Genomic DNA, 21,744 nt, shown 5'->3' on the forward strand with positions numbered 1-21,744 from the left:
GCCGTCTCGATGCAGTTGATGACAGCGGCACACTAGTTGGCGAGCCTACCCCGCTCGATATCAGCATCGATGTCTACATGACCGAGAAGATGCGTGAGCAGGAAAACGCGGCACGCACGGCTGCAAAGAAGGGCGCACTCGCATGGTAACTGACGGAGACGCAGAGCGGACGACAAACATAGATCACACCGCCGTATGCGCGGGCGCGGTAGAACACCCCGTTCGCTTGCAGGCGCGAGCCGAGCTACACGCGGGTTCGTCGCTCGGTCGCTTCGGGTTCCTCAATGTGGGGACGGTCGTGTACGGCGGCGTTGATATCGGTCGTTACTTCAGCTGCGGGCGCGGGGCAGAGATCGGTGTTGCTCCCCATCCGTTGACAGGGCTTTCGACGCACGGATTCACCGTGAACAATGCGTGGTTTCCCGGCGTCAGGGGATACGGCCAAGCAGCTGATAGCGCTCCACGGATCCCCGCCCCGCAGGCGACGCGTATAGGCCATGATGTGTGGATCGGAGCGCAAGCAGTTGTTATGCCGGGAGTCACGATCCATACTGGCTCGGTGGTCGCCGCAAACGCCGTGGTCACCAAGGACGTCGAACCCTACGAGATCGTGGGAGGCGTGCCTGCAAAGCATATCGGATTCCGTTTCGACGAAGACGTTCGCCGGCGGTTGCTCGCGTCCGAATGGTGGAACCTTGAGCACGACTTGATTCAGCAACTTCCGTATCGTGACGGGGTGCAAGCCGTGGCGGCCTTGGAGGGTTCGTTCATCCGTCCCCAAGTGCCTCGTGATCGTGATCGTGAGGCGGTGATGACGTCCGCACTACCCGAGCCTGTACGAGCTGAGATGGTCCACGGTTCGCAGGCGCGAGCGTGCTACGACGCGGCTCCGTTCCTGAGTTTGAAGCACACCACGTACTTCTCCGTCTACGACCATCTGTTCTCTCGCTTCGTCGGCACGGCCCCAGTGATCGTCGAGGTGGGGGTCCTCAACGGCGGCTCTCTGTACATGTGGCGTGAGTTCTTCGGATCCCATGCCCGGATCATTGGAGTCGACCTCAACCCGGAGGCTGTTTGGCTGCGCGAGGACGGCTTCGAGATCCACATCGGCGACCAGACCGACCCGCAGTTCTGGGAGGACTTCTTCCGCCAGGTCGGTGACGTCGATATCTTCCTCGACGATGGCGGACACACGTATCCCCAGCAGATCGTCACCGCGGCGTCGGCGCTCGACCACATCCGGAACGACGGGCTGCTGGTTGTCGAGGACACGCACACGTCGTATATGAAGGAGTTCGGGGGCCCGAGCGACACCTCCTTCGTGAGCTGGGCCGTTAACCTGGTGCACGGTGTCAACCACCGCTTCTCAGCCTTCGTCGAGGACCACGACCCCGAGATGCGTGTGTGGTCAGTACAGTTTTTCGAGTCGATCGTCGCGTTCCACGTCCACCGACCCCTCGCGACCGTTGTATCCGAATCCACGATGAACGACGGCGAGGGGCGCGACGCGAAAGATTTCCGCTACCACTCCGAGCACACCATGACCGACGACAAACTGCGGGCGTACTTCAAGCACTAACCGCATCGAGGGCGGCCAAGGTCAGCGCCCCTTCAGCCGCGGGGGGAGGGCTGACTAGTCACCACTCCGAGCAAGTCGTCGCCGTCGGCGACGAGCACAGATGAGATCCGACGGGTTTCCATTAGCGCCAAGGCGTCGTCCATCCGCGTGGTTGGCGCGACCATCGTGGGCGTCGTTGTCATGATGTCTGCCGCTACGAGCGAGAAGAAGGCGTCGCCATGGGCCTGCACGGCCCGACGGATGTCGCCGTCAGTGATGATCGCGGGGCCGTTCGGCGTGGACACGAGTGCGATGCCGAGCTGGCTCTTCGTGATCTGTCGGATGACCTCGAGGATTCCGTCGGTAGGCGAGACCCACGGGAGGTCCCTCGTGATCATGACGTCGGTTACCAGCTCAAGGAGCCGTCGCCCCAGCGACCCACCGGGGTGCAGGCGGGCGAAGTTCTCGGAGAGGAAGCCGCGCGCTTCCATCAGTGCAACAGCTAGCGCATCGCCCATTGCGAGCGCGGCGGTGGTGGACGATGTCGGCGCGAGGTTGAGCGAGCACGCCTCCTCGGCGACCGAGATATCCAGGTGGAACGTCGAGTGACTCGCGAGGGTCGAGGTGGGGTTCCCAGTCATCGCAAGGATCCGATTGCCGTTGTCGAGCAGGAATGGCAACAAAGCGACGAGCTCCTGCGTCTCGCCGGAGTTGCTGATCCCGAGAAAGTAGTCGGCATCCGTGGCCATGCCAAGGTCGCCGTGGAGCGCTTCTGCCGGGTGCATGAAGAAACTCGGTGTGCCGGTGCTCGCGAGGGTCGCGGCGATTTTGCGGCCGATAAGACCCGACTTGCCCATCCCGCACACAATCACGCGGCCCGAGGAAACGAGGATGTCCTCGACGGCTGCTTCGAAATCAGCGCCCACGCGCTCAATGAGGTCGGCGACGCCCTGCGCCTCGGCGGCGAGTACCCTGCGGCCGGCTTCCGCGTGCTTTCGTGCTGGGCTAAACGTGGCGTCACTGAACGACATGGCTGCTCGTCATCGTCTCTACTAGGGGCCTGTACATGTCATCGAGGCTCAGCCCGCGTGCTGCGAGCACATGCTCCGCAGCCTCGCGGGCGACGCCACGCCCGCCTGGGCGATTGAGCACGACGTCGGCGGCGGCGAGCACCACTGGGTGGGCATCGCTGGGCGCGTAGAACCGGCCCACGATACCCGCAAGCGGCAGGTCGACAACGTCGTCGCCGACGTATGCGACCTCTTCGCTGGAGATCCCCTGCTCCGCCGTGATGGCCGCGAGCGCCTCGGACTTGCCAAGCGTACCGGTCACTGCGACATCGAAGCCGAGCTGCTTGATCCGCGCGTCGAGCGGCGCGCTCGTCTTCCCTGACAGCACGCCGCAACGGATCCCATGTACATGCAGGAGCGATACGGCGAGCCCGTCCTGGACATTGAAGCCCTTGATCGCCTCGCCGCCAAAGCCGTCCATCCAGATGGTGCCGTCGGTGAGCACACCGTCGACGTCGAACAGGACGAGCTCGATCACGCGATGTCCAGCGCGGGGAACGATTTTACGAGGTCGTCGATCGCCTTGACCTGCCCGAGGAACCCTTCGAGCGCGCTCAGCGGCAACGCGCTCGGGCCGTCGCACCGTGCGTTGTCCGGGTCCGCGTGCGCCTCGACGAACAGCCCGGCGAGGCCGAGCGCCATGCCGGAGCGGGCGAGCTCGACGGCCTGACGCCGCCGCCCTCCAGAAGCGGCGGCGCCGGCCTCGCGGCGCTGCAGGCTATGCGTGACATCGAAAATCGCGGGCGCACCGCCGCACGCCTCGACCATCTCACGGAAGCCGAGCATGTCCACTACTAGGTTGTCGTAGCCGAACTGCGAGCCGCGCTCGCACAAAATCACCTGCTCGTTACCCGCCTCGGCCAACTTGCGCTGGATGTGGGCCATCTGACTCGGGCTCAAGAACTGCGGCTTTTTGACGTTGATGGGACGACCGGTCTTCGCGAGCGCCACGACGAGGTCGGTCTGGCGGGCAAGGAACGCCGGCAGCTGCAGGACGTCCGCCACCTCAGCGACGGGAGCGGCCTGCGCGGGCTCGTGGACGTCAGTGATTACCGGGACGCCGAACTCCGACTTGACGGCGGCGAAAATCTTCAGCCCCTCGTCAAGCCCGACGCCACGGTATGAGTCGACTGAGGAGCGGTTCGCCTTGTCGAAGGACGCCTTGAATACCAGCGGCATATCGAGCTTGGTGGTCACCTCGACATAGCGTGACGCCGCTCGGAGTGTCGAGTCGAGGTCTTCGATGACGTTGATCCCACCGAAGATCACGCAGGGGCGGTCATTAGACACAGCAAAGTTCGGCCCGACGGCCACGGTTTTTGACATGCCCCGATCCTACTAGACTAAATCTGTCTCCCGTTCCCTATTGTTGAGGATGTCCATCCATGCGAGCCCTCGCCGTTATTCCCGCCCGATACCTAAGCACCCGGCTTGAGGGCAAACCGCTGCTCGAATTGGGCGGGCGAACCGTTGTGCAGAGGGTATGGGATGCGACGATCGCTAGCGGCGAGTTCGACGACGTCGTCGTCGCGACGGACGACGAACGGATCTTCGAGGCCGTGCAGGCTTTCGGCGGCGATGCCGTGATGACGTCACCGTCGCTGGCGAACGGAAGCGAGCGGGTCGCCGCGGCGGCCGACTTGATGCCGGGAGAGTACGACGTCGTCGCGAACGTCCAAGGGGACCAGCCGTTCGTGTCCCAGGCCGCGCTCAGCGCGTTGCTTGCCCCGTTCCGTGAGGGCGAGACTGCAGACATGACGACGGTGGGGATGCCGCTCCAGCCCGAGCTCGCCGACGATCCCAACACGGTAAAGATTGTCACCGGCGCGCATGGACGGGCTCTGTACTTCTCCCGCTCCCTCATTCCGGCGAACCCCCGCGGAGTCGACCACCCGTATCTTCAGCACCTCGGGCTATACGCCTTCCGTCGCGACGTGCTGCGCCGATTCCCGACGCTCACGCCAACGCCGCTGGAGCGGGCAGAGAATCTCGAGCAACTCCGGGCGCTCGAACACGGTCTCGTCATTGTCGCCCGCGTCGCCGAGAGCAGCAGCATCGAGATCAACACCCCTGAGGACTACGAGCGCGCCCAGGCTTGGGTGAGCGAGCACGAAGGTGCGCAGTCCTGACCGAACGAAGGTCGATTCCCTGCTCCTTGGCCTGCGCCAGGAGCTGCTGCGCTAACTCTTGCTGATCCACATCAGTCGCCATGGGATCCATGGTTCCGCTCATGATCAGCCCTCCCCGCCAGGCACCGCCCGGCGTGTCAGGACAACCACGGATCAACCGTTATTGAGACACTCCCGCAGCCGTCCATTGGCAGCGTTGGTGGCGCTTATGACAATGCTGCCGCAGAGACCGTGATGGGGCTGTTCAAGAACGAGGCCGTCGCGAAGCGCGGGTTCTGTGGAGACGTTTTTAGTTGGAAATTGAGAGCAGTTCCTTTGCCGGGTGGCCGGCGTGGAGCTGCTCGTATTCGACTGGCGGGACATGGCCGATCTCGCTGTGAAGGCGCCGGTGGTTGAAACCAATCTACGTATTCAGCCACGGCGACCTCCAGGATCATGACGCCGGCCTTGGCGACGTGTCGTGTCAGTCCGGCGCCGCAGGATCCGGTGCCCTCGACGCCGATCAAGGCCAGGTCACCGAACCCACCGACCCAGGCGGGCAGCGCCCGGTATCCGGTGCCCGTAGTCGAAAAGCTCCTGGTCCCCAAGACTGTCTCGCCGGCGTCGATGACGGCGGCGACGTGGAGTTCTTTATGCGTGCGGAAAACAGCGTATTTCCTGTGAAAAACCGCAGCTTTCCTGGGCGTTTTCCCCAGGGCCCCCGCCGTATCGGGCAAGGTGGGAAAGACGCCCCTTGCCCTCCAGCAAATCAAGAGCCTCAAGCCGGACTGGCAAGGGACCACACTACAACGTCACCGCCAACCCGGCGTTCGTCCCCATGGTCAAGAGCGCCCGGACCCTGCTGGAGCAGATGCCTTCGGCTGGGTCACGCGCCAGCAGGCCGCAACGAAGACCAAGGAGCTCATGGGTTTCAACGAACCGGAGCACAAGGACCAGGCCAACATGTCCGTCGACCAGGCAATCAGCCTGTGGCTCAAGCTGCAGCCGACTGAGATGCGGATCGACTCCCCCGCGCCTGCGGGTACGGCAAGTCGATCTGGGTGACTGTGTGCGCGGTGGCCGACTGGGATGCGACGGCGTCGCGTCCCTACATCCACTCCCGGGCGTCGCTGCAGCGCGTTCTGGAGACTACCGGTGTGGCCGGACCCATCTCGGACACACCGCTTTTGATGTATTTACATGAATGCGAATAGATATTTATTCTTCGGCGCAAGTCGGCAATCGAGACACACCGTTACGTAAGTGAAGTCTTGTTGCTGGAGTAACTTCCTGTCATGAAATCATCAGTTTTTGGGACGAAATCATCTAGTCCGGAAGAAGTCAGGATGCTAGCCTAGGGCATGCTAAAGGGTGGCTTGGCCGCAGCCTTTGCGGTGGTATTCGCAGCGACGAGTAATACACTTGGCTCCTTAGAAATTCGGAGACAAATTTCAGTTGCGCCAGCACCAACCGTACTGGCAGGCGGTACCCTCTCCTGCAATAAGGACACGGGGATTCCTGGCGACTCGAGCGCGTCGCCCACGTATCGTCTATTCTCCACCACTCGGGTCGGGACGACATGGGCGGGTCACCCGGTGGGTCAGATCATTCTGGTCGATGGAACAAGGCAGTACGTTGGGTACTACGATGCCAGCCGACGGCTGGTTGTGAAGACCCGAGTGGGCGCCGGCGCCTGGGCGACCAAGGTTCTAGATACCAGTGTCGGGTGGGACAGTCATAACTACGTCACCATGGCACTCGACAAAAATGGAAATTTGCATGTGGCGGGTAATATGCATGCTACGAAACTGAACTACTACATCACATCGTCGCCTGGAAATGTGGCCTCGCTCACTAGGGTTCCCGCTCTTGCTAATTCTGACTTGGAGTCCGCTGTCACTTACCCTCGTTTCTTGAAGAGTGAATCGGGAGAGTTGTTCTTTAAGTTCAGGCACGGCCGCAGCGGTGATGGCAGTGAAAATATATACCGCTTTGTGGCGTCGAATAGGACATGGCAAGATGTTGGCTCTGGGGGCATATTGAATGGGCAGGGAAAAAGCAGCGCTTATTCCAATTCTCCGGTGGCGGGGCCCGACGGTTATTTCCATATGGTATGGATGTGGCGAAACACGCCTGACGTGTCCACTAATCATTCTCTTTCCTATGCTAAGACGAAGGATTTCATTCACTGGCAGAATGTCCAGGGAGCTAACCTCGCTGTCCCCATGACTCAACAGAGTCCTACGATTGTCGATCCAGCAACCGTAGATTCGGGTTTAATCAACGGAATCGTGGGGCTCGGCTTTGATAGCGCCAAGCGGCCCGTCATCAGCTACACGCGCCTCGACGCCGCGAGAGGGAATCAACTCTTCCTCGCCCGGCCAGATAGTTCAGGGGCCTGGTATCGAACGCAGATAACCCGTTGGAACGGCGAATTTGCTGTTAGGGGTACGGGCAGCCTGCATTTCCCATTCTCAGTCGGGTCCGTCACATCAGCAGCAAATGGCACCCTCCAACTCAACTACACCTGCAACGGTAAGGGCCGCGCCGTGGTCGTGGACGAAAAGTCACTTGCCGTAAAGTCGGACACCCCGTCGGCGTCATCGCTTGTTGGCACGCCGGTCATCCCTGTGCTGAGAAAGGACGACCAGCTGGTGACCAACAGGACCTCGACGACGAGCGGCAAGAGTATTTACGTCCTGCAGTGGCGCTCGATGCCCGTGAACGCTGACAAGCCCCGGGCAGTAATTCCGCCATCTGAGCCTCTTCTCATCTTGGAGTACAGGGCCGAGTGACAGCGGTCTCTTCCCTCCGGATACTGCCAATAGGCGCCTTCCTTGGAGATGACAGGCCGCGCAGTCCGCATCAACGGCCGCCTCACCAGTACTGGAAGGCTGTACGCGTCCCTGTGACGTGCGGACAGCCTCCGGTGTTGGCGACACTCCGCAACGCCCAACAGCAAGAAACGACTCAGCCCGGCCGAATGATTCATTCGGCCGGGCTGAGTCTTTGCCTGGGTGGCTACAGCTAGTTGACTGCGGCGAGGTCCAGCAGCTCGCTCTTGTGGCCGAGCGAGACGATGTCCCAGCCGGCAGCGTTCCACTTCTCGTGGTCCAGGACGTTGCGACCGTCGAACATGCGCTTGTGCGACACCGCAGCCGCCAGCTCCGCAGGATCGACGTTCACGAATTCGTTCCATTCGGTCAGCACCATGACCAGGTCCGCATCTGCCACGGCCGTGGCCAGCGAATCGACATAGTTCAGGCGCGGGTACCGTTTGGCAGCGTTGGCGTTGGCCGCGGGGTCGTAGACGCTGACGTCCGCTCCGCTGTTGAAGAGCCTGGCCGCCACGTCCAGTGCAGGTGAGTCGCGGACGTCGTCGCTGTTGGGCTTGAACGCGACGCCGAGGACGGCGATGCGTTTGCCCTCCAAGGTGCCAAGCAGGGTTTCGGCGACGTGCACCGCACGGTCACGGCGGCGGAGGTTGACTTCGTCAACTTCGTTCAGGAACCTCATGGTGCTATCCAGGCCGAGCTCGGAGACGCGTGCCTGGAGTGCACGGATGTCCTTGGGCAGGCAGCCACCGCCAAAGCCGATGCCGGCGTTGAGGAAGCGGCGGCCGATCCGGGCGTCGAGGCCAATGGCGTCCGCAAGGGTGCGGATATTGCCGCCAACGGTCTCGGTGACCTCGGAGAATGCGTTGATGAAGGAGATCTTGGTCGCAAGGAACGCGTTCGCCGCGACCTTGACCAGTTCGGCCGTCTCAAAGTCCGTTGCAATGAACGGGGTCTCGCGACTGATGGCGTCGGCGTAGACCTCACGCAGAGTGGCCTCCGCGGCGGCCGAGTCTGTGCCGATGACCAGACGGTCCGGACGCAGGGTGTCCTCCACGGCGAAGCCCTCGCGCAGGAACTCGGGGTTCCAGGCAAAGTTGACCTTCACGCCGTCGCGCGCTTCTTCCGCGACGAGGCCCTTCAGGCGACGTGCGGAGCCCACCGGAACGGTGGACTTTCCGACGATCAGCGAGTCCTTCGTGGCCGCGCGGGCAATCGCTGCCACAGATGCGTCCACGTAGGTCATGTCGGCAGCGTGCTCGCCGGCGCGCTGCGGGGTGCCGACGGCGATGAAGTGCACGTCACCGAAGGCGCCGGCCTCTTCAAACGAGGTGGTGAAGCGCAGGCGGCCCGACTCTGTGTGCTTCCGCAGCAGTTCCGGCAGGCCTGGCTCGTGGATGGGCAGTTCGCCTCGGCTGAGGCTGTCGATCTTCTCTTTGTCGACGTCGACGCCCAGAACTTCGAATCCGAGTTCTGCCATGCATGCCGCATGAGTCGCGCCGAGGTATCCCGTACCGATCACGGTTAGTCGCAGTGTCACTAGTCCCCCAGTAGCCGCAGTAAATTTCGTGTCTTGGGCGCAGATGGCGCAACCAAACGGGTCCACTATATATCGTTCGGTCCGCATCCCCAGACCGTGAAGCTCGGACGTGGGCCGGCGCACATGATGGGGCAATGCCCGTTACCGATGGATTTCCCATCGTCACCGCGAGCTGTCAACGCAAGCAGTCGACGCTTCACGGTCGCAGGACACCGATCGATACGAAGCTCGAGAAGGACCGGCCGTGTTGCCCGTGAGGCGCCACACTTTGGACGTGTTGAAATATCTAAATGAAAACCCACTCAGGTCAGAAGTTCCCACCGCGCTTCCATGCCGGAGACACCTGGCAAAACCAGACTATCGACACTGTCGACGTCCTTGGAGCCGCGGTTGCCGACGTCGCCATCCGCCCCACGCTCCTGCAGCACGGCGACAACCAAGTACTGGCTTACTACGACGAATCGCGACGCCTCACGCTGGCCGACCGAACCGTTACAGGCCTGAACTGGCGCTTCCAGAAGTTTGATTCAGAGGTCCAATGGGATAGCCATAACTACATAGACCTCGGATTTGACCTGTCCGGTCGGCTTCACGTCGCTGGGAACATGCATGCGTCGCCCCTCCAGTATTGGATAGTCGACTTGCATAGCTCGGCCCGGAGCCTGCTTCGACTGGAATCTTTGGTCGACTCCAGCAGAGAGCAGAAAGTAACTTACCCGAGATTCCTCCGGGATAACGACGGGCAATTGCTATTTGCCTATCGAGACGGGACAAGTGGTGACGGGGACTTCATTTGCTTGCGTTGGGATGACGCGACCGCAAGGTACGAACGTGTGACCGATCATCCACTCATTGAAGGACAAGGTGGCCGCAACGCCTATATCGACACGAACGCGCCCCTATTGGGTCCCGATGGCGCGTGGCACCTGCTTTGGGTTTGGCGCGATTCTCCGGACGCTGAGTCAACGCATAGCGTCAACTATGCTCGCAGCGAAGACTTGATGACCTGGAGCGACGCTTCCGGAAGCCCACTGCGCCACCCGATCGTAGATGAGGCCTCTGCCGTAGTGGACCCGGTACCGCCGGGACATGGGCTCATCAATAACAATGTTCGCTTGGCGTTCTTCCCCAGCGGACGGCCGTTGGCTATCTACCACAAACGAGACGCGTCCGGTTCGCAGCAGATATGGGGGGCCGCATTGGACGGTGCCCATTGGGCGAGGCGGCAACTCACAGAGTGGAACTATCGGTGGGACTTTGCCGGACCAGGATCTCTGGATTTTCGAATCGAAATTGGATCACCGGAGACGACTACGGTTGGAGTCACGGTTGACGTACGCTGCGGAGAGGAAGTAAAAGCTCTTTGCGTCACAGAGGATCTTTCTGTGACGTCGCTCACGTCCGTATCACCGTGGAATCCTCTCCGCCGGGTCCAGCGCGGCGACGGACTTTACGAACGGGTGACGCACGGGCGAGGCTGGGCGCCCGCCGACCCTGGCAGTGAATGGTTCGTTTCACACAGCTCCGTGCTTGAGCAGAGGGATCGGCCTCCCGCTGAGCCCGCTCCCGGCCCGCAGCCGCTGGTCGTGATCGGGGTACGTGCGTCAAACTGCATTTCGACCGAACCGTGAATCGCGTACCTTCGGGTACTGTGACTACTAATCTGACTTTAGATCCCAAGCACACCTAGTCTCATGCAATGACACGCACAGTCGCACACGCGCTCCGAAGGGTAACCGGTGACCACCAGCTTCGACCACCTGTCCAATCTCGACCTCCTTCTGGAGAGTGGACTATTTAACAGATATTGGTATTCAGCGCAGAGTGACCGGTACTTTTCATCCCAGCAGGACGCTGCAGAGGATTTCCTCAAGAACGGCATGCCGAAGGAAATGTCGCCTCATCCGCTGATGGACTCCCGAACATGGCCAGACCATCTACGTCAGGCGTGGAAGCGGGGAGAACTGAACTCCGTCATGAAGTGGTTTCGGAGGCCGCTGGAGTCGCAACCGACAATCGGTCCCCTACTGATCCCGAAGCTCCTCAATACCGAGTCCAGAGTCATCACGTCGACCGACGTGCTAAGTCACCCGGGAGGGACACTGGGATGGCTTCTGGAGAACGCCCCTGACGACTATGTCGTTGACCTCGTACAGAGTAGTTGGGTCTGGAGCGAGGTACGGGCTTCCTGGAACAGCGTCGTGGATACCATAAAGATCCAGACGTTCAGGTCCAGGCCCCGCGGGCGCGGCAACTGGAACCGAGCGGCAGAGGACTCCTGGCGGCGCGGGCTAGTAGACGTAAATCTTCCTGTCGTTACCGACGGTAAGCCTCTAGTCAGTGTGGTCATGCCCGCGTGGAACCGCTCCGAAGTAATTGCCCGAGCCATTCGGTCCGTCCAAAGACAGTCGATCTCCCACTGGGAATTGATTGTCGTAGACGACGGATCGACTGACTCGACCCGCGCAGTTGTGCGTCTCCTGGCCGAGACCGATCCCCGCATCCAGTTGATAGAAGCCGAACACGGCGGTGTCTGCGCTGCCCGAAATCTTGGTATAGATCGCGCGGAGGGCAAGTGGGTTTCTTTTTTGGACACCGACAATCTCTGGCCGGCCGACTACCTGGAGCTGTCCTTGAAAGGAGCCGTCGACTCCGGGGCGCGCGCAGTCTATGCGGGACTTGAACTCCATAACGGTGAAAAGGTCACTTACAGGGCCTACCAGGGCGGTTTCGAAGAACTGATGGTGGTCAACCATATCGATCTCAATGTCCTCACTGTAGAGCGTGAGGTGGTCTTGGAAGCCGGTGGCTTCGACGAGAGCCTGAAGCGCTGGGTGGACCACGATTTCGCTATTCGCGTTGCCAAAATTTCCGAGCCTCGGCTACTGCCCTTTATCGGGTGCAAGTACTCGGACGACAGGGAAGACGGCAACCGGATCACAACCACCGAGTCCGATGCATGGCAGTGGGTGGTGCTGGGCAAAAACCTCATTGACTGGGATGACATGCAACTCCGAGAATCGGTTCCCGGACGGGTTTCGATTTCAATGCCTGTCTACCAGGACTGGGCGATGACCGCCCGCGCTGTAAGGAGCGTTCTCGATAACTCCGGCGACGTCGATGTCGAAGTTGTAATCGTAGATAATGGCTCAGCGTACTTTTACAGCGCACCGCTCGGGCAGCTGTTCCACGGCGATCCGCGTGTTAGGTACATCCGGTTGCCGCGAAACCTGAACTACAGCACGGGATCCAACTACGGCGCGTTCCTTGGAACAGGCGAATACACCTGCTTCCTCAATAACGACACAGTCGTGCGTGAAGGCTGGTTGCAGCCGATGATCGAACGTCTGAAGGATCCGATGGTCACGGCAGTTCAACCACTGCTTCAGTACCCCGATGATTCCATCCAAACCGCGGGCACGGTCTTCATGGCCGAAAATACACTGCCGGGCCATTTCCTCGCCAATCATCCGCCCGAGGACGCTCGTAACACGTCCCAAGAACGGTTCTCCGCGATTACCGGCGCCTGCATGCTTTGGAGGACAAAGGACGTTGCCAAGCTCAGAGGGTTCGATCCGTTTTTCGTCAACGGAATGGAAGATATCGATTTGTGCCTGAAGGCCCTCCGGGAGCTTGGGGGATACTTTGCGGTGGAACCCTCGTCGCAGGTTACGCACTATGAGAGCAAGACGCCCGGCCGTGGTCTGAACATTAACACGAACCGTCAAGCGTTCATGCAGCGATGGAATGGGTTGCTGCCAGCCCCTGAGACCGACAAGTATGCTCGCGCGGGCTTCCGACTCGCACACGTGGGCGGGGACAATAACCTTATTCCAGCTCCTCGGCCAGTTGTTGTACGTTCGCCCGAAGCGCTACAGCAACGATGGGGTATCCGGTACTCGTCAACGGGTGGCCACTATGGAGACCGGTGGGGTGATACGTATTACGTCGGTTCGTTGGCGGATTCGCTTCGGCGACTTGATCGCGAGGTTGTCGGATACCGCCACGGCCACAATGTGGATAGAAGTCAGGCATTTGATGACGTAAACCTCGTTGTGCGAGGTCTCGACAAGATCAATCCGATTCCGGGCGCTGTGAATGTGCTGTGGGTCATCAGTCACCCCGAGAACGTAACGGTCGACGAGTTGCGCGCTTTCGATCTCGTTTACGCCTCGTCTCTTTCCTGGGCATCCGAGATGTCAGTTCTTAGCGGTCGAGAAGTGAAGCCACTGCTGCAAGCCACAGACGTTACCCGGTTCCATCTATCCCCCGCATCGACGGAGAACCGACGGCGTCCGACTACCTTCGTGGGAGGAAACACCCACAATCGGAATCGCCCGGTCATCGCCGATGCGCTCCGAGCGGGCATTGACCTGACGATTGTTGGGCACGGCTGGGAGGATGTGATCGAACCGCGCATGCACGAGGCTGACCGAATTAGGAATGAAGACTTAGGCGATTTCTACCGGTCTTCAAGGCGAGTGCTGGCAGATCACTGGCCCGACATGGCAGAGATGGGGTTCATTCAAAACCGAATCTTCGATGCCGTGGCCTGCGGAACACCCGTTGTAAGTGACGCAGTATCCGGGCTAGGGGACGTGTTCGGTAGCATGGTTCAGGTTTACGGGTCAGTCGATGAACTCCGGTGGCTGTGCAGCCCCGATGGGCTTTCCGCGTTCGGCAGCGCCGAGGAACGCTTTGCTCAGGCTCAGGAGGTAATGGAGAAACACTCGTTCGATGCGCGCGCCAAGACGCTCATCACGGATGTTGAGGAATGGCAAACTTCCCGTCTGGCCTTGGGCCGGCTGTCTGAAGAACGTCTAAACCTTTCGAATGCGGATCGATAAGCATGCTGTAGTTGTAATTCTCGCGGAGGCTGGATCCTGCATTTGGAAGACGTGATTCCTTATGCAGGGCTCGCTTCAATGGCATCTAATTGCTTTGGCTAAGTAGAATCCGCTCCTTCGTCATCTCCATCATTCAATCTCCCACCCTGGAATCAGTGTCCTTTGACTATGACTTTGCCAACCACTTCTCTTGCCACTGTCACCTTTGAAGGTGATCTTCGGCTCACGGTACTCCAAGCGCTGTCCATCGACAGGCTCTTTAATTTGGGCGGAGTCACTGAATATGTTGTCGTCCTTAATGGAGCCGGCAATGCTTTGCTCGAAGCCGAGTTCCGGAAACATCTAGAAGGACGGATCAGCGCAGAGTTAAGGGACAGGCTGCGTGTCATCACGACCCCTGACCTACCCCGGGGTGGGGACGGTAGCGGCTGGTACGGACAGCAAACCATTAAACTTGCGCTTTGCGACGTTGTTGCATCGGACGCTTATCTAATGTTGGATGCAAAGAATCATTTCATCCGCCCGTCCAGCATTGACGATTTTTTCCATGACGGAAAACCCATCACCCAACTTACCGCCACTACTCCGAACTGGACTAAGTACGTTCGCGCATCGCTCATGGCTTTGGACGTATTTACCGAAGACAGACTGTCAAAAATGATGCCAACTGTGACCCCGTACCTGATGCTCACTAATGAGGTTGCGAATACGGTGAGCCGACTTGAGCAGCGGTTCGGCCTGCCACTCGATAGAGCGATCCGTAAGACCGGAGGTGCGACAGAATTCTTCCTCTATTACGCTCATCTGGCCTCCACATATGATGAAATTCCATACGCTAACCGGCCCAGCCTCACTCGAACTTTGTTCACCCAATGGCCCCAGGACCATGGTAGGGCGCTTGAGATGATCGCGGACGCGGTCGAGCAAAACGTCCCCATGTTCGGTCTTCATCGGAACCGACTCCCCCAACTTTCGCGGTCCCAAATGGATGCCATCAAACAGATGTGGGGGCGGCACTTGTTGAAGGAATGGGAAGACGCCGACTGGTTCTTCGCTTATTAGGTGTACCGCCCAGGCAGGTTGGTTAAGCGGCTGATAAGCGCGTGGCCTCCGATTGCGCTGTGGTGCCCGTGGACCCTTCTATGTCTGTCATGCCGCGCTTATCATTTCGGATGAGGCCTTGCGCTCCGCTGGACGCGGCGCGCCATTTAGCGTTTAGTGCGGCGGCTGTATTCCTGGTCCGTACGACCTTAAGCGCGTCGCTTTTCCACGTACTTGCGGGTGTCGGCATCGTGGGTCGTCCTCGTTTCGCCGACCATGTGCAGTCCACTATTCAGTGCCCTGTCGCCGCGCCGGTTCAGCCGATACTGGACCGTGTTCCCGGACGAGGCTGGGATGGGGTTCACCCCAGCCAGAGAGGCGAATGCCGACTCGTTACGCTGCCTTCGTGCGACCACGCTGTTAGACACTTCGCGCCGCCGATCGCCCCGAACGCTTTCTCTTCCAGCAAGGGTGCTGGGTCGCTGACTTTGACCAGCTCATCCAGCTGCGTCTCTTGGGCCGTGAGCTACTCGTCGAGCTCGAGGATGTCTCCAGCCTGACGAATGGCCTCGGCCCGGGCGAAGGACAGGGACAGCCCTTCCTCTCGGGGGCGCCACCGCGAGACCGCCGAGATCTGGGAGGGGTGAGGGATCTGCGGCATCCATCCCCAGGTTGTTGCTGCGTACCAGGGCGTTAAGGGCGTTGACCGACCGTGTGCGGTCGGTGCTCATGGCGCCGCGAGCGGTCGTCGATATTCTCACGGCTTGGCGTATCCCGTCATTGGGCCTGGGCAGGCGCAGTTTTGGGACGGGCAGCGGCAGAGTTGCGGCAGCGATCTGGACGGCGTCCCGGCGTCAGTTTTCCCACGCAGCGACGGTTCTTGGCGCCCATGTTTGGCGCCTCGGCCACCGGATAGCCATTGGAAGCCACCGTGCTGGCCAGGATCGCTTCGTAAGTTGCCGCACCTTCGATTGCTCAGAGGGTGTCGGCATCCGTGCCGGTGCAGCGGGCTACCCAGTTGGTGGCCCGGTCTATTCCGGCCGCACTGGTGGAAAAGCCCGGGTTTGAAGGCCCAGCCGTCGGCAAGGGTGCGGTGGAAGCGCTCGATCTTTCCGTTCGTCTGGGGCCGGTAGGGCCAGGTCTTCTTTGTCTTGATGCTCACCTCACGGAAGGTCTCGCGAGAGAGGTGGGACTTGTAGGCTGACCGTTGTCGGAGAGAACCCGCTCGACGGTGACGCCGCGGGCGGCTGACAGGACACAGCCCGCCTGAGCACCTCAACTGCGGTCGCGGCGGTTTCGTCGCCGTGAATTTCGGTGTAGGCGACCCTGGAATGGACGTCGACGACGATGTGCATATAGGAGGCGCCGTCCAGCGGTCGCGATGTCCGCTGCGCCCTTTGTCCGGGGTTTCTGCCTGGTTCCGGCCTCCCTGCTGCCTCCCGACGTAGCGCCGGCCGCCACCGTCGGGGATGCTGCCGAGCTTCTTCACATCGACGTGGATCATCGCTCCAGGAGTCTCGCGCTTGTACTGCCCAGGGACGTTGGTTCGGTGAATGTGATGACTCGCTGGAGTCGTTGACCCAAGGGCGAGGACCTCCGGTTGCACAGTGGAGTTGCTTAGACAACCGCTGCAGCGACCAGGAGGTCCTCAATGTCTCACGCTAATGCCGCTTTGACTCCACGCCAACGTTTGCGCGTCGCGCGTCTCGTCGTAGATCACGGCTGGCCGGTGTCCCGGGCTGCCGAACAGTTCAACTGCGCCTGGCCCACGGCCAAACGGTGGGCGACCCGCTACGACGCGATGGGTCAGGCGGGTATGGCTGACAGATCCTCCCGCCCGCACCGGGTGGCGAACCGGACGCCGCAGCAGCTGGTGCGCAAGGTCGTGCATCTGCGCTGGAAGCAGCGTCTGGGCCCGGTCGCGATCGGCGCGAAGCTGGCCATGCCGGCCTCGACCGTGCACGCGATTCTGGTCCGGTGCCGGCTGAACCGGCTGCATCACGTGGACAAGCGCACCGGGGAGGTCATCCGCCGCTACGAGCATGAGACTCCTGGAGCCATGATTCACGTCGACGTGAAGAAGCTAGGGAACATCCCCGACGGCGGCGGCTGGCGCTATGTCGGCCGGCAACAAGGCGGCATGAACCGGGCAGGAACCCCGGACAAGGCGCGCAGCAGACATCGTGGCCCGCTGATCGGCATCGCCTACGTGCACACCGTCATCGACGACCACTCCCGGGTCGCCTACGCCGAAATCCACAGCGACGAAACAGCAGCCACCGCAGTCGGAGTGCTCAGGCGGGCCGTGTCCTGGTTTGCCGCCCGCGGCGTCACCGTCGAGCGGGTCCTCTCCGACAACGGCTCAGCCTACAAATCCTACCTCTGGCGGGACACCTGCCGGGAGCTGAACATCGAGGCGAAGAAGACCAGGCCCTACCGCCCCCAGACCAACGGCAAGATCGAACGCTTCCACCGCACCCTGGCCGACGGGTGGGCATTCAAACGCTTCTACGCCACGGAATCAGCCCGCAGAAACGCCCTCCCGGCATGGCTGCACCACTACAATCACCACAGGCCCCACACCGCAATCGGTGGCCAGCCGCCCATCAGCCGCCTAACCAACCTCCCCGGGCAGTACATCGGACGGCTATTTCCTGCGGTGCTCGACAAAGCTCTCAGATTTCCATGAGGCACCCAACCAGAACAAAGTTCGGCCCCCGAAGTGAAGGCCCGGGGCGAAGCACATGAAGCCACGCTGTCGCGGCTGGTGAGTCTCGATTAATCGAGACTGATACCACGCTCGCTTGCCAGTTGTTCCACTTCGATGTCAACGAACTTCTGATCGTCCTCGATCAGGTCCTCATACCGGGCGTTGCTGGCCATCACCTCTTGGCGGAGCGCGTCGACAACGGGGTGTCCGGCGGCGTTTTGGTCGATGATTCTCCGGATTTGTTGTAGCGAAAGGTCGAGAGCGTCGGCGATGTCTTGGAGGGATTCTCCGGCATCCGCGGCCGCTAGGACCGCCGCGTCGCGGCTCTTGGTTGCGATCTCCTGGGCGGCGTTTGCCGCCGTCAAGGAGGCTTGACCGATCTTGGCGGCATTGAGGGCATCTTCGGCTGTCATCGGCCCACCCTAGGTATCCTGCATGTTTCAAGTCAAATGAGTGGTCGCAGCTCGCGCTACAGGATAAACCCTTGCATTCGAGGGGGCGCCGATGAAAACCCAGCATGATTGATGGCGACCCCGCCTAGGTGGCCTTGCGTCCCCACTCGGAGCCTTTCATCGCCGTGTTGTATCTGGTGTTCGGGGCCGGTTGTAGGTCCGCGCCGCGCATGCGGACGCTGTCCGGGCGCTGCAGAACCAGGTGACTGCAATCACCACCGACCGGAAGAACTGGCAGTCCGCGGCGAATGTGGCCAACCTGACCAGGGCGGACCGAACCAAAACCCGCGTCGCCCTGATCGAGACCGGCCGGTTCTCCACTCACGTCATGTCCGCCCTGCAGGAGAACGCAGGAGGTGCGAATGAAGCTGTTCCAGCGCCAGCGCACTAACCGGCCCCAACTTCTCCGGCTCGAGCCCGTGGATCACTCGCTCGCCGCAGCCGCGATTGACCACGCCGTGGAGACCTACCAAACCGCACAGACCCAAGCCACCGAGGGCCGGCAGGGTGTCGCCGAACTCCGACAGGGAGTCAACCTGCGCAACGGGTTCGCGCCGGGCATCGAAAAATCCTTGCACCAACGATGCCTGGGGAGGCCAGCGTGACAGCCATCCGCATCGGCTACCTCCGCCGCGTCCGTGTGCACCTGACTGCCATTCATCTACGGGGTCATTGCCCCGGACTGATGGCGGTCTCGCGCCGGTCGGGCCTGATGATGCTGCTGGGATCTCTCGCGTCACTGTTCGTCTTGCTCATCACCACAGGAATTTTCGGAGAATAGCCGCTCCAGGAGCTGGTCCGCGCCTTCATCTGCGGTGGGTCCTCATCGCGGGCGTCCGACTCGTGGCCCTGTTCTTGCAGCTGCACTTCGGCGCCGACTGGGCCAAGAACCATGGGGAAAAATCGTGATCGACATCCTTGCGGCGCTGACTGAATAGATGCCACAGGTTCAGGGTCGGGTACATCAACGAGGACTGGAACCTGGAGAACCGGGGCGTCGGGGCCCAGTGCTGGGACGTTGCGGCCAACTGGTCCCCCGACCTTGGGCTGCCCAAGATCGGCACCGGCGGCAGGGGTCGGTGGCCCGGGTGGGCGGGGGTGATGCGGTCCCGCAGTCCGCGGAGATCGCCGCCGCCTATCACCGCTGTCATCGTCGCGGGCTGGTACGCGTTCTGGTGTGGCTGCAGCCCACCTGCCGCACCGTCCTCGGTTCCGCACGGGTCCCGCTTATCCCGGAAAGCACGTGTCACGCAACTAGGTCCAGAACGTCAATCCTGAGCAGCACCTGACGACCGGAGCCGGTGAACACGCCCGCGAGTATGCACCCGCCCCCATCCTCTCCGGAGGATGGGGGCGTTTCGTGCGTTGCGGTAACATTGGCCGTTCAGCGTTACCACCCCCCACAAAAAATCAGGAAAGTCCACGATGCCTAACGAAGTCGCGCTTCCGCATGCCCAAGATTCTCTATTGGGCTCCGGCCGTCGAACAGTGAGGTCCTGGTGGTACCGGCCTCAGAGCCTGGCCAACCCGTACAACATCGGCGATGAGACGACCTCATTCGTGCTCGACAAGCTGTTCGACATCACAGCCGAAAGAGTAGAACTGCCACAGGGGCAAATTGTCGGCGCAGGAAGTATCCTCCAGAACGCCTGGAACCAGAAGTCCGCGGGAATCTCACACGTTGTTGGCGCAGGCTTTGTTATGCCCCAACTACACCGACAAATTCCCCCACACCTAGCTATACACTCTGTCCGCGGGTATTTGACTAGAGAATCCATCGACACCGCGAACAAGTCCGCGATCAGTGTGGGCGATCCGGGGCTGCTCGTTTCCGAGTTTGCGCCGAAGAAGCCACGCCGCCCAAAGTTTTCATACGGAATCATCCCGCACATCTCCGCCCTGGTCGCGAACGAGTGGACGTCCAGCAATGATCATCTCCCGAACTCGGTGAAGATCGACGTTCGGACGTTGGACATCGTAGCTTTTATTCGGGCAATGCAGGACTGCGAGATCATTGTCAGCCAGTCGTTGCACGGCCTGATTTTTGCGGATGCTTTGGGGATCCCGAACACTTGGGTCGGCGACTGGGATTCGCCCGTCCGCGGTGGCAACAATTACAAGTTCTTCGATTACTTCAGTTCTGTCGGCCGGCCCCACTACCTGATGTCAGAGCCAGGTGTGGCACTGTCCGAGACGTCCGTTCTGACGAATCTCCACGAGCCGGACTCCCAACGCATCGGGCGCGTACAAGCCGACATCCTCGAAGCGTTCGACGCCGCCCTAACGCAGATTGGGGAAGATCCAGCCAATGAACGTTGACCGCACAGACGTTCCCCAGATCAGTGCCCTGCAAGTGGCGGCGCAGTCCCTGCACCCACTGGCCGACGAAACAGATCGACTGTTCGTGGTTCGCTACCCCCCTGGGGGAAACGAGGTGTCTTTATCGGGGCTAAAGAAACTTCAGAACGCCTTGAACTCCCGTGACTCACCGGCCTTGGTCCATGAGCTACGTGACACGTACATCCAGACCACGCATTGGATGGCAAGCGTTGATGGGAATCTCGTCACGGACACGCGATACTTGATTCACGATAAGTACCTCGGACGAAACTTCGACATGATCAAACCGGAAGATTCGGCGCCCCTGGACCCCATGCGCGTATGGATTCTGGGGGCGAACTACGCGCCAGGTAACTACTGGCATTGGCACGCTCAGTCACTGCCGGCGATTGTTCACGCTGTCGAAACAATTCCGGCCTGCGACTTCTCAAGAATCTCTGTCTTGACTGGCCCTCTTACGGACTGGCAGCGCGCCGGTCTTGCTGCCTTGGGGTTCGGGCCCGAGCAAATCACCGAGATGACATGGGGGAAGACAGTCCACGCCGCCAGTATTCTGTACAGCGATCTTCTGAGTTCACGGCAAGTTTTCGCCCGAAATCATGCAAGGAGACAAACGGCCGAAACCCTTCGTCGCGTAGCGCGGAAAAGCCTCCCGCACCTGGACAGGAAAACCGGCCGAAGGCTGTACATTTCCCGCGGTGACACCACGCGTCGCCCCCTGCTAAACGAAGCGCAGCTCTCCGGCGAAATGGGAAAGCTCGGCTTCACTCCCATCACCAACTCAGGGATGTCCCTTCTTGAGCAAATCCGCATGTACGAGGCCGCCGACATCGTAGTCGCCCCTCACGGCGCCGGATCAACGAACATGCTCTACATGCGGCCCGGCAGCGCGTTCGTTGAGTTCCAGCAGGCGAGCCACGTAAACGCCGGCCCTCTGTCCCTGGGTAAGTGCGCTGGCCTAATTCCATACGCGGACGTCTTGCCGGACGACGGGCTCGGCCAAGCAACCGAGGGCTGGTCCGTGGACGTGCCGCGAGCGGTTGCCCTGGCCGAGATGGCCTTAGACCGTCAAAGCTGACGGCACCGAACGCTAGTCGATATGAGGTAGCCGGGTTTTTCGGGCTGGAACCTCCTTTTCAAAGCGGGACGTGGGTTGCCTGCCAGACTTGGCGGACAGGTAGAGCCACATTTGAAATTGGAGGTTCCAGCTATGTTCGAGCGTACAAGCGTCGGCCTGGATGTCC

The 21,744-nt window shown here is 60.8% G+C and carries 19 protein-coding genes and 3 pseudogenes; 13 read left to right on the forward strand and 9 right to left on the reverse strand.

Features of this window, described 5'->3' with window-relative positions:
* Window positions 1–142: 142 nt before the first annotated feature.
* Together AC1DBX_RS20360 and AC1DBX_RS20365 are read left to right on the forward strand one after the other, a co-directional pair.
* Window positions 143–577: pseudogene (locus tag AC1DBX_RS20360) on the forward strand (LbetaH domain-containing protein); the annotation flags it as partial.
* A 234-nt stretch (window positions 578–811) separates the two neighbouring features.
* Window positions 812–1,579 carry a class I SAM-dependent methyltransferase gene (locus tag AC1DBX_RS20365; protein ID WP_476932648.1) on the forward strand — a complete coding sequence of 256 codons (768 nt, stop codon included), beginning with the start codon at window positions 812–814 and terminating at the stop codon, window positions 1,577–1,579.
* 32 nt (window positions 1,580–1,611) lie between these two features.
* Here the strand turns inward: AC1DBX_RS20365 and AC1DBX_RS20370 are convergent, their stop codons facing one another.
* The 3 genes from AC1DBX_RS20370 to kdsA are packed head-to-tail and all read right to left on the reverse strand — an operon-like array spanning window position 1,612 to window position 3,954.
* A complete protein-coding gene (locus AC1DBX_RS20370) occupies window positions 1,612–2,589 on the reverse strand; it encodes a KpsF/GutQ family sugar-phosphate isomerase (RefSeq protein ID WP_476932631.1) in 978 nt (325 codons plus the stop codon).
* Window positions 2,576–3,106 (reverse strand): KdsC family phosphatase, encoded by a 531-nt coding sequence (locus tag AC1DBX_RS20375; protein WP_476932632.1) that lies wholly within the window; start codon window positions 3,104–3,106, stop codon window positions 2,576–2,578. The genes AC1DBX_RS20370 and AC1DBX_RS20375 overlap by 14 nt, the downstream gene beginning before the upstream one ends.
* Entirely contained in the window at window positions 3,103–3,954 is an 852-nt protein-coding gene (gene kdsA / locus AC1DBX_RS20380; protein WP_476932633.1) for a 3-deoxy-8-phosphooctulonate synthase, read from the reverse strand. The genes AC1DBX_RS20375 and kdsA overlap by 4 nt, the downstream gene beginning before the upstream one ends.
* 59 nt (window positions 3,955–4,013) lie before the next feature.
* Here kdsA and kdsB point away from each other — a divergent pair, with 59 nt between their 5' ends.
* Entirely contained in the window at window positions 4,014–4,757 is a 744-nt protein-coding gene (kdsB, locus tag AC1DBX_RS20385) for a 3-deoxy-manno-octulosonate cytidylyltransferase (RefSeq protein WP_476932634.1), read from the forward strand.
* A gap of 422 nt (window positions 4,758–5,179) precedes the next feature.
* Here the strand turns inward: kdsB and AC1DBX_RS20390 are convergent.
* Window positions 5,180–5,452 (reverse strand): annotated as a pseudogene (locus AC1DBX_RS20390) (IS110 family transposase); the annotation flags it as partial.
* Window positions 5,453–5,660: 208 nt separating this feature from the next.
* On the opposite strand from AC1DBX_RS20390, the gene AC1DBX_RS20395 reads away from it, so the two are divergent.
* Window positions 5,661–5,801 carry a glycosyl hydrolase gene (locus AC1DBX_RS20395; protein WP_476932635.1) on the forward strand — a complete coding sequence of 47 codons (141 nt, stop codon included), beginning with the start codon at window positions 5,661–5,663 and terminating at the stop codon, window positions 5,799–5,801.
* A 530-nt stretch (window positions 5,802–6,331) separates the two neighbouring features.
* Window positions 6,332–7,531 carry a BNR repeat-containing protein gene (locus tag AC1DBX_RS20400; RefSeq protein ID WP_476932636.1) on the forward strand — a complete coding sequence of 400 codons (1,200 nt, stop codon included), beginning with the start codon at window positions 6,332–6,334 and terminating at the stop codon, window positions 7,529–7,531.
* A gap of 232 nt (window positions 7,532–7,763) precedes the next feature.
* Here the strand turns inward: AC1DBX_RS20400 and AC1DBX_RS20405 are convergent, their stop codons facing one another.
* The gene (locus AC1DBX_RS20405) at window positions 7,764–9,104 is read right to left on the reverse strand and encodes a UDP-glucose dehydrogenase family protein (protein WP_476932649.1); all 1,341 of its coding nucleotides are present in this window, start codon (window positions 9,102–9,104) and stop codon (window positions 7,764–7,766) included.
* A gap of 296 nt (window positions 9,105–9,400) precedes the next feature.
* Between AC1DBX_RS20405 and AC1DBX_RS20410 the strand changes: the two genes are divergently transcribed.
* The 3 genes from AC1DBX_RS20410 (at window position 9,401) to AC1DBX_RS20420 (ending at window position 15,019) form a co-directional block, all read left to right on the forward strand.
* On the forward strand, window positions 9,401–10,741 hold the full coding sequence (locus tag AC1DBX_RS20410) for a BNR repeat-containing protein (protein WP_476932637.1): 1,341 nt from the start codon (window positions 9,401–9,403) through the stop codon (window positions 10,739–10,741).
* Window positions 10,742–10,849: 108 nt separating this feature from the next.
* Window positions 10,850–13,957, forward strand: coding sequence for a glycosyltransferase (locus AC1DBX_RS20415; protein WP_476932638.1), 3,108 nt, complete (start codon window positions 10,850–10,852; stop codon window positions 13,955–13,957).
* A 168-nt stretch (window positions 13,958–14,125) separates the two neighbouring features.
* Window positions 14,126–15,019 carry a DUF6492 family protein gene (locus AC1DBX_RS20420; RefSeq protein ID WP_476932639.1) on the forward strand — a complete coding sequence of 298 codons (894 nt, stop codon included), beginning with the start codon at window positions 14,126–14,128 and terminating at the stop codon, window positions 15,017–15,019.
* Between the two features lie 188 nt (window positions 15,020–15,207).
* Here AC1DBX_RS20420 and AC1DBX_RS20425 read toward each other — a convergent pair whose 3' ends face one another.
* The 3 genes and pseudogenes from AC1DBX_RS20425 to AC1DBX_RS20435 form a co-directional block, all read right to left on the reverse strand.
* Complete coding sequence (locus tag AC1DBX_RS20425; protein ID WP_476932640.1) at window positions 15,208–15,426, reverse strand: transposase; 219 nt, start codon at window positions 15,424–15,426, stop codon at window positions 15,208–15,210.
* A gap of 98 nt (window positions 15,427–15,524) precedes the next feature.
* Window positions 15,525–15,659, reverse strand: a complete 135-nt coding sequence (locus AC1DBX_RS20430; protein WP_476932641.1) for a hypothetical protein — start codon at window positions 15,657–15,659, stop codon at window positions 15,525–15,527.
* Between the two features lie 405 nt (window positions 15,660–16,064).
* Window positions 16,065–16,529: pseudogene (locus AC1DBX_RS20435) on the reverse strand (DDE-type integrase/transposase/recombinase); the annotation flags it as partial.
* 120 nt (window positions 16,530–16,649) lie between these two features.
* On the opposite strand from AC1DBX_RS20435, the gene AC1DBX_RS20440 reads away from it, so the two are divergent.
* Complete coding sequence (locus tag AC1DBX_RS20440; protein WP_476932642.1) at window positions 16,650–17,687, forward strand: IS481 family transposase; 1,038 nt, start codon at window positions 16,650–16,652, stop codon at window positions 17,685–17,687.
* 89 nt (window positions 17,688–17,776) lie between these two features.
* Here the strand turns inward: AC1DBX_RS20440 and AC1DBX_RS20445 are convergent, their stop codons facing one another.
* Window positions 17,777–18,121, reverse strand: a complete 345-nt coding sequence (locus tag AC1DBX_RS20445; protein ID WP_476932643.1) for a helix-turn-helix domain-containing protein — start codon at window positions 18,119–18,121, stop codon at window positions 17,777–17,779.
* A 241-nt stretch (window positions 18,122–18,362) separates the two neighbouring features.
* On the opposite strand from AC1DBX_RS20445, the gene AC1DBX_RS20450 reads away from it, so the two are divergent.
* The 4 genes from AC1DBX_RS20450 (at window position 18,363) to AC1DBX_RS20465 (ending at window position 21,578) form a co-directional block, all read left to right on the forward strand.
* A complete protein-coding gene (locus AC1DBX_RS20450; protein WP_476932644.1) occupies window positions 18,363–18,551 on the forward strand; it encodes a hypothetical protein in 189 nt (62 codons plus the stop codon).
* Window positions 18,523–18,765 (forward strand): hypothetical protein, encoded by a 243-nt coding sequence (locus AC1DBX_RS20455; RefSeq protein ID WP_476932645.1) that lies wholly within the window; start codon window positions 18,523–18,525, stop codon window positions 18,763–18,765. Before AC1DBX_RS20450 ends, AC1DBX_RS20455 begins: the two co-directional genes overlap by 29 nt.
* Before the next feature lie 820 nt (window positions 18,766–19,585).
* The gene (locus AC1DBX_RS20460; RefSeq protein WP_476932646.1) at window positions 19,586–20,479 is read left to right on the forward strand and encodes a polysaccharide pyruvyl transferase family protein; all 894 of its coding nucleotides are present in this window, start codon (window positions 19,586–19,588) and stop codon (window positions 20,477–20,479) included.
* Complete coding sequence (locus tag AC1DBX_RS20465; protein ID WP_476932647.1) at window positions 20,469–21,578, forward strand: glycosyltransferase family 61 protein; 1,110 nt, start codon at window positions 20,469–20,471, stop codon at window positions 21,576–21,578. Before AC1DBX_RS20460 ends, AC1DBX_RS20465 begins: the two co-directional genes overlap by 11 nt.
* Window positions 21,579–21,744: the final 166 nt, after the last annotated feature.

The sequence above is a fragment of the Arthrobacter sp. 10N44_2 genome (genome assembly GCF_056394385.1).

Excerpts from the sequence above, each read along its gene's own strand:
- AC1DBX_RS20420 (WP_476932639.1), top strand. The coding sequence starts at position 14,126 with ATGACTTTGCCAACCACTTCTCTTGCCACTGTCACCTTTGAAGGTGAT.
- kdsB (WP_476932634.1), top strand. The coding sequence starts at position 4,014 with ATGCGAGCCCTCGCCGTTATTCCCGCCCGATACCTAAGCACCCGGCTT.
- AC1DBX_RS20410 (WP_476932637.1), top strand. The coding sequence starts at position 9,401 with ATGAAAACCCACTCAGGTCAGAAGTTCCCACCGCGCTTCCATGCCGGA.
- AC1DBX_RS20465 (WP_476932647.1), top strand. The coding sequence starts at position 20,469 with ATGAACGTTGACCGCACAGACGTTCCCCAGATCAGTGCCCTGCAAGTG.
- AC1DBX_RS20460 (WP_476932646.1), top strand. The coding sequence starts at position 19,586 with ATGCCTAACGAAGTCGCGCTTCCGCATGCCCAAGATTCTCTATTGGGC.
- AC1DBX_RS20370 (WP_476932631.1), bottom strand. The coding sequence starts at position 2,589 with ATGTCGTTCAGTGACGCCACGTTTAGCCCAGCACGAAAGCACGCGGAA.
- AC1DBX_RS20440 (WP_476932642.1), top strand. The coding sequence starts at position 16,650 with ATGTCTCACGCTAATGCCGCTTTGACTCCACGCCAACGTTTGCGCGTC.
- kdsA (WP_476932633.1), bottom strand. The coding sequence starts at position 3,954 with ATGTCAAAAACCGTGGCCGTCGGGCCGAACTTTGCTGTGTCTAATGAC.
- AC1DBX_RS20365 (WP_476932648.1), top strand. The coding sequence starts at position 812 with ATGACGTCCGCACTACCCGAGCCTGTACGAGCTGAGATGGTCCACGGT.
- AC1DBX_RS20395 (WP_476932635.1), top strand. The coding sequence starts at position 5,661 with ATGGGTTTCAACGAACCGGAGCACAAGGACCAGGCCAACATGTCCGTC.
- AC1DBX_RS20430 (WP_476932641.1), bottom strand. The coding sequence starts at position 15,659 with ATGCCGCAGATCCCTCACCCCTCCCAGATCTCGGCGGTCTCGCGGTGG.
- AC1DBX_RS20445 (WP_476932643.1), bottom strand. The coding sequence starts at position 18,121 with ATGACAGCCGAAGATGCCCTCAATGCCGCCAAGATCGGTCAAGCCTCC.
- AC1DBX_RS20455 (WP_476932645.1), top strand. The coding sequence starts at position 18,523 with ATGAAGCTGTTCCAGCGCCAGCGCACTAACCGGCCCCAACTTCTCCGG.